The organism is Proteiniclasticum sp. C24MP (assembly GCF_043951855.1).
In the GTDB taxonomy this organism is placed as follows: domain Bacteria; phylum Bacillota; class Clostridia; order Clostridiales; family Clostridiaceae; genus Proteiniclasticum.
Map to the genome: position 1 here is coordinate 87,313 of NZ_JBINJW010000009.1, position 7,359 is coordinate 94,671.

General features: G+C 42.1%; 7 protein-coding genes. All 7 read left to right on the top strand.

Annotation, left to right across the window (positions count from 1 at the left end; all coding sequences use genetic code 11):
• Window positions 1-6: 6 nt before the first annotated feature.
• From ACHAL6_RS08560 to ACHAL6_RS08590, 7 genes are read left to right on the top strand one after another with little or no spacing between them, the layout of a single operon-like run.
• Window positions 7-1,932, top strand: a complete 1,926-nt coding sequence (locus ACHAL6_RS08560; RefSeq protein ID WP_395270070.1) for a V-type ATP synthase subunit I — start codon at window positions 7-9, stop codon at window positions 1,930-1,932.
• Between the two features lie 14 nt (window positions 1,933-1,946).
• Window positions 1,947-2,396 (top strand): ATP synthase subunit C, encoded by a 450-nt coding sequence (locus ACHAL6_RS08565; RefSeq protein ID WP_395270072.1) that lies wholly within the window; start codon window positions 1,947-1,949, stop codon window positions 2,394-2,396.
• A 22-nt stretch (window positions 2,397-2,418) separates the two neighbouring features.
• Window positions 2,419-2,727 (top strand): V-type ATP synthase subunit F, encoded by a 309-nt coding sequence (locus tag ACHAL6_RS08570; RefSeq protein ID WP_395270074.1) that lies wholly within the window; start codon window positions 2,419-2,421, stop codon window positions 2,725-2,727.
• A gap of 10 nt (window positions 2,728-2,737) precedes the next feature.
• Window positions 2,738-3,337, top strand: coding sequence for a V-type ATP synthase subunit E (locus ACHAL6_RS08575; RefSeq protein WP_395270076.1), 600 nt, complete (start codon window positions 2,738-2,740; stop codon window positions 3,335-3,337).
• Window positions 3,338-3,375: 38 nt separating this feature from the next.
• Window positions 3,376-5,127 carry a V-type ATP synthase subunit A gene (locus tag ACHAL6_RS08580; RefSeq protein WP_395270077.1) on the top strand — a complete coding sequence of 584 codons (1,752 nt, stop codon included), beginning with the start codon at window positions 3,376-3,378 and terminating at the stop codon, window positions 5,125-5,127.
• 19 nt (window positions 5,128-5,146) lie between these two features.
• Window positions 5,147-6,589, top strand: a complete 1,443-nt coding sequence (locus ACHAL6_RS08585; RefSeq protein WP_395270078.1) for a V-type ATP synthase subunit B — start codon at window positions 5,147-5,149, stop codon at window positions 6,587-6,589.
• A gap of 2 nt (window positions 6,590-6,591) precedes the next feature.
• On the top strand, window positions 6,592-7,215 hold the full coding sequence (locus tag ACHAL6_RS08590; RefSeq protein ID WP_395270080.1) for a V-type ATP synthase subunit D: 624 nt from the start codon (window positions 6,592-6,594) through the stop codon (window positions 7,213-7,215).
• Window positions 7,216-7,359: the final 144 nt, after the last annotated feature.

Below are 7,359 nucleotides of genomic sequence, written 5' to 3' on the forward strand. Positions count from 1 at the left end.
ACCTGAATGGCCATCGCAAAAATGAAACTGATCAATATAGTAGCGGATAATGAGTATCTGGATGAAGTGCTGGCAAGATTCATAGAGCTGGATGATTTTCATCCAGAACCGGCAAGTAAACTTGCGGGCACTTTACATGGACTGACCACACTTTATTATGAGAATCCTTATCTGAAGATGCTGAATCGAATTAGAGAAATTGAAGCTGATATGGGACTGAAGATCGATAAAAGGGAAGTTGATGTTCAGCAATGTGATTTAGATCGAATCAGCAGATTCATTGAAAGAACACATGATAAATTCGATCAGATTGATTCAAATATGAAAGAAATCAAACTCCTGATTCAGGAGGATGAAGATGCACTGAAACAGGTGAAGAATATCGAAACACTCGATATTTCGCTGGATGACCTGTTTTCCTGCCGTTATCTGAACAGCCGTGTGGGACGTCTTCCACTGGACAGTGAGGAGAAACTGAGATTCTACACCAACAGACCATTTATATGGAATTCCTTCAGCAGAGACAGTAACTACAGCTGGGGAATCTATATCACAAGTCAGGAATACGAAAGAGAAGTGGATAATGTGTTCTCGTCTCTCTATTTCGAGAGAATCCATATTCCGGATTTCGTGCACGGTACACCAGAGGAGGCGGAAGAAAACCTCGAGCAGGAGATTGCAAGCCTGAAGAAGGACCTGAAAAAGCTGGAAGAAAGCAAAAAAGAACTGCTTGAAAGAACAAGGGATCGTTATTCGATTTTCACATCTGTTCTGGAGCATGTGAGTAAGATTTTTGAAGCGCGAAAATTTGTCATCGGACTAGGTGGAAGATTCTCCATAACAGGTTTCATGGCAAAGGATGATATTCCAGGATTAGAGAAGAAATTCGAAGATCTGAAAGATGTGGAAATCGAAGTCAGGCCGGCAACCAATGACAAGAGACTTACACCACCTACAAAACTGAAGAACGGCTGGTTCTCGGAACCATTTGGCATGTTCGTAGAGATGTATGGTGTTGCAAACTACAAGGATATTGATCCAACGCCATTTGTTGCACTGACCTATACACTGCTGTTCGGAATCATGTTCGGTGATGTGGGCCAAGGTCTTGTACTTGCGCTGCTGGGCTGGCTCATGTATAAATTCAAGGGCATGAAGCTTGGTGCAGTAGGTATTAGAATCGGTATTTCATCTGCAATTTTCGGTCTGCTTTATGGCTCTGTATTTGGAAACGAGCATCTTCTGGATCCGTTCTTCATTAATGTGCTGGGACTTCCAGGAAAGCCGATCCATACCATGGATCCAGGCTTCACGATGACACTGCTTTTATCTGCCATCGCAATCGGAGCAGTACTTATCATAACAACTATTGGCATCAACATTTATATCAATTACAAGAGAAACCATATAGTTGAAATGCTTCTATCTCATAACGGTGTTGCAGGGATTGTCCTGTACACATTTGCCATAGGTGGAGCAGGACTTATGTTAAGCGGTATTGCGAATCTGTTCAATCCAGTCACACTTACTTTATTTGTAGGTTTGCCTCTTCTGCTCATGTTCCTGAAGGAACCTCTGGAGAGAAGAGTGCATAGCGAAAAAATGTTCCCTAATGGATTCGGAGGATTTTTCACAGAAGCGTTCTTTGAACTCTTTGAAATTATTCTCTCCTACATCACAAATACCATGTCCTACATGAGAGTAGCTGGATTCGTCCTTTCTCATGCAGGTATGATGCTTGTGGTATCCAGTCTGATGGAAATGACAGGAAATGCGGGACCAGTGGTGTTCGTATTCGGTAATCTGTTTGTTATGGCACTTGAAGGACTGATTGTGGGAATTCAGGTACTGAGACTAGAATTCTATGAAATGTTCTCCAGATATTATACTGGAGATGGTATCCCGTTCAAATCATTAAAAGAAACTTTATAGTGGAGGATTAAATTATGTTAAATATTTTTGAATTACTTATCCCAATGGTGCTCATCGTACTGATATCATTACCGCTCGTCAAGGTGTTCAGAGGCAAGATCAGTGGGCAGTCTGCCAAAACCAGACTTATAAGCCACATTGTCATGTTCTTTGTTGTGATCATAGGTTCTGTGATCTTCTCCGCTGGAGATCTTTCTGTACTTGCTGCAGAAGAAACAGCTACAGCTGCTAACGGAATCATGGGTACCAATGCGCAGGGACTTGGATTCATCAGTGCGGCTCTGGCTACAGGAATGTCAGCACTAGGTGCTGGTATTGCCGTTGCGGCTGCAGCCCCTGCTGCTATCGGAGCATTCTCGGAAAATGAAAAGAACTTCGGTAAGTCACTGATCTTCGTTGCTCTTGGTGAAGGTGTTGCGATCTACGGACTTCTGATTTCCATCCTGATCATCAATAAGCTATAAGACAACAGATAAGGAGGTTTCCATGAAGTTTTTTCTAATAAGCGATAACATCGATACCCAAATGGGAATGCGTTTGGCAGGGATCGAAGGAGTTGTTGTCCATGAGCGACGTGAAGTTCTAAGAGAACTTGAAAGAGCGATGCATGATGAAGAGATTGCCATTGTGCTTATTACAACAAAACTCATTGAAACCTGTCCAGAAGTTATTTCCGAATTGAAGCTAAGACAGCTCAAACCGCTGATTGTTGAAGTTCCAGATCGTCATGGGAAACACAAAATCGGTGAAACCATTGACAGATATGTGAGTGAAGCCATCGGCGTGAAATTATGAGGTGATAAGGATGCAGTATAATACCATTGAAGAACTGGAAGAGTATTTTAAAGGCGAAATTGAGAGAGTCTCTCAAAGCGAAATAAAGAAAATCCAGAAGGAAATTGAAAACATCAAGAACAAGAATATCAAAGAACTGGAAGCGACTGCCAGAAACAATGCGGAAATCATTGTGAGTCAGGAAGTCAAATCCATGGATAGCGAACATGCGATCTCACTAAGCAGGATGGCAGATGACAGTCAGAGAAAGCTGATGAAGAAAAGGCAGGACTTGATTAATGATCTTTTTGTGGAAATCAGAGAGAAACTTATAGGATATACAAGTACCGATGACTATAAGGAAAAGATGAAAGAGAAAATCAGTCTGTTAAGCAGCCGATATCATTCTGACGGAGTATTGAGACTGGCAGAGAAAGATATGATTCTGGCTGATGAGCTTGGTAAGAGCTTTATTGGACAAGTAATTGTGAAGAAAGATGAAAGCATCGAAATTGGCGAGTTTATACTCGAATTTCATCAAGATAGAATCGTCATCAATGAAACCTATGATGCAAGGCTGAAAGAAGAAAGAGAAATGTTTTATGCCAATTCTGAACTGATAATTGGTTAAGTTCACAGGGCATTGTATAAATGCGAAGAGGTGATAATTTGAGTGAAAATAAGATATATTCCATCAACGGTCCCGTTATTACGGTAAAAGATACCAAGGATTTCGAAATGCTTGAAATGGTCTATGTAGGACATAATCAGCTGCTGGGAGAGGTCATCTCCATCAGCAAGGAGTTTACTACAATTCAGGTTTACGAGAGCACCACCAGTCTGAAGCCGGATGAACCTGTATTTACAACAGGTACACCTATATCAGTCACACTGGGACCTGGTATCATGAAGAATATCTTTGATGGAATTGAAAGACCATTGAAAGACATTGCAATGAAGTCAGGCGCATTCATTGAACCTGGAAGCAATGTGGAAGCACTAGACAATAAGAAGAAGTGGGATGTAACACTTAAGGTGAAAATCGGTGATCATCTGCTGCCTGGACAGATCTATGGTGTGGTTCCCGAGACGAGACTCATTGAACACAGACTGATGGTACCACCAGCACTGTCGGGAACCGTTATAGAGGTTGCTGAAGATGGGCAGTACACCATCAATGATTGCGTTGTGAAAATCAAAGATGAGAACGACGCAGTACACGAGCTTACACTGGTCCAGAAATGGCCGATCAAAACGCCAAGACCCATAAAAAAGAGACTGCCTATTTCCATTCCTCTGATTACAGGTCAAAGAGTCATTGATACTCTCTTTCCTATAGCAAAAGGTGGAACGGCAGCGATACCAGGTGGTTTCGGAACAGGAAAAACCATGACACAGCATCAGCTGGCAAAATGGTGTGATGCCGACATTATCGTCTATGTAGGATGCGGTGAGCGAGGCAACGAGATGACACAGGTTCTTGAAGAGTTCTCAGAGCTCATAGATCCAAAGTCAAACAGACCTCTTCTTGAAAGAACGGTTCTGATTGCCAATACATCGAACATGCCGGTTGCTGCAAGAGAAGCCAGTATTTATACAGGCGTAACCCTTGCAGAATACTATAGAGACATGGGGTACCATGTTGCTATGATGGCAGATTCCACTTCAAGATGGGCGGAAGCATTACGAGAAATAAGTGGTAGACTTGAAGAAATGCCAGCGGAAGAAGGATTCCCGGCATATCTTCCCAGCCGAATTGCGCAGTTCTATGAAAGGGCAGGATATGTTGAAAATCTGAACTTCTCTGAGGGCTCAGTATCCATCATTGGTGCAGTTTCTCCGCAGGGAGCAGATTTCTCGGAGCCTGTTACACAGAACACCAAAAGATTTGTACGTTGTTTCTGGGCATTGGACAAGCAGCTGGCATACATCAGACATTATTCCGCAATCAACTGGAATCAGTCTTATTCGGAATACATAGTGGATTTATCCAGATGGTTCAATAAGAATATAAGTCCAAGATTCTTAGTGAATAGAAAAGAAATAACAACATTGCTTGCTGAGGAGAATAAGCTGATGGAAATCGTCAAGCTTATAGGTAGCGATGTTCTTCCTGATGATCAGAAGCTTGTAATTGAAATTGCAAAAGTGATCAGAGTAGGATTCCTGCAGCAGAACGCATTCCATAAAGATGACACTTATGTGCCGCTGGAAAAACAGATGAAGATGATGGATGTGATTCTGTATCTGAACAAGAAAGCCAGAGAGTTTCTGGTTTCAGGTAAATCATTGAATATGCTGCTAGGTACCGGGATATTTGAGAAAGTCACCAGAATGAAATATGATGTGCCCAATGATGATATTGGAAAGCTTGATGATTATTTCCGTCTGATTGAAAATGCAATAGCCAAGGTATATTAAACTGAAAGGAGGAAATCAATTGAGCCTTCAATATTTAGGACTAAGTGAAATTAACGGTCCATTGGTCGTTCTCGATAATGTCGAGAATGTAGGATTTGAGGAAATGGTAGAGATCTCGATGGATGACGGCACGAACAAAATGGGTCGTGTGGTTCAGATCGAGGGAAAGAGGGTAGTAGTACAGGTTTTTGAAGGTACGAACAGACTCTCTCTTAAAAATACAAAGACAAAATTTATTGGTAAACCTATGGAAATACCGCTTTCAAAAGAAGTGCTGGGAAGAATCTTCAACGGTTCTGGAAAGCCCATTGATGGGCTTGGAAAAGTGTTTGCTGATAAAACGGCGGATATCAATGGATTGCCGCTGAACCCAGTATCCAGAGTTTACCCAAGAAACTATATCAATACTGGAATATCAAGCATAGATGCACTGACAACCCTGATCAGAGGCCAGAAGCTTCCAATATTCTCCGGTTCAGGTATGCCTCATAATGAGCTTGCTGTGCAGATTGTAAAGCAGGCTAAGATATCTGAGGGAGATGGTAAGAACTTTGCAGTCGTATTTGCTGCAATGGGTGTAAAGAATGACGTGGCTGATTATTTCAAGAGATCTCTTGAAGAGGCCGGCGTTATGGAAAATGTCGTCATGTTCATCAATCTGTCGGATGATCCCATCATCGAGCGTACCATCGCTCCACGCTGTGCACTGACAGTAGCAGAATATCTTGCATACGAACATGATATGCATATACTTGTCATCCTAACAGATATGACATCTTATTGTGAAGCTCTAAGAGAGTTTTCAAGCAGTAAAGGTGAAATTCCAGGAAGAAAAGGATATCCAGGATACTTATATTCTGACCTTTCATCCTTATACGAAAGAGCAGGTATCATAGAGGGAGCAAAGGGTTCAGTCACCCAGATTCCAATTCTGACGATGCCGAACGATGATATTACGCATCCTATCCCTGACCTCACCGGATACATCACAGAAGGACAGATCGTTCTTGACAGAGAACTCCATCAGATGGGCGTTTATCCACCTGTAGGAATTCTGCCTTCACTTTCAAGACTTATGAAGGATGGCATCGGTGACGGATATACTCGAAAGGATCACTCTTCTGTCGCAAACCAGCTGTTTGCCTGCTACGCTAAAGTGCAGGATGCAAGAAGTCTTGCATCTGTAATCGGTGAAGAGGAATTAAGTGACGTGGACAAGCAGTATATCGAGTTCGGTAAACTGTTTGAAGCGCAATTTCTGGCACAAGGAATGGAAAGTGATCGTGACGTTATAGAAACACTTGAATTAGGGTGGGATCTGCTGTCAATACTTCCTAAGCAGGAACTTGACAGAATTGACTCTGAATTCCTGGAAAAATATCACAATCGTGAGCGTGCGTTCAAGCGATTTGATTTGACTGAAAGGACGATTATCAAAGAGCTCGCAACGGATGGTGAGTAATTATGGCAAATAAACAAGTATTTCCAACAAAAGGAAATCTGATGGCAATCAAAAAATCCAATGCTCTGGCGAAAGTCGGATTCGATCTGATGGACAGGAAAAGAAATATTCTTATCAGGGAAATCATGGCTAATCTGGATGACATCAAGAAACTCAGAGATGAGATTTCAGTAGTGTTTGGTAAAGCCTATCAGGCATTGCAGGAAGCCAATACAACGCTTGGTATTATTTCTGATCTGACGAATATGGTACCCATCGATGATGGAATCTCCATGACTTACCGAAGTGTAATGGGTGTGGAAATACCGAAAATAATCTATGAGAATCATCCATTGAAACTGACTTATGGTATGGAACGAGCGAATACGAAATTCGATTATGCATATCGTATGTTTCATGAGGTGAAACAGCTTACTGTTGTTTTAGCGGAAGTGGAGAACAGCGTATACAGATTGGCCAATGCCATCAGAAAATCACAGAAAAGAGCCAATGCTCTGCAGAACATCGTGATTCCTGAGTTTGAAGAGAACATCAAGTTTATCACCGAAGCCCTGGAAGAAAAAGAACGTGAAGAATTCACAAGGCAGAAAGTGATTAAGATGAAGAAAGACAAGAAATCCAAATAAGTACCAGTAAGACCTGCGACAGTTCAGTTGCAGGTCTTTTTTGTATGACGGGCATGCCGTCTGACTGTGGTGAGAGTCCACAAGGGGCGTAGTTGCCGACGAACCCCATAGCGACTTGCAAGATTCACACTGCGAGGTGTGGGG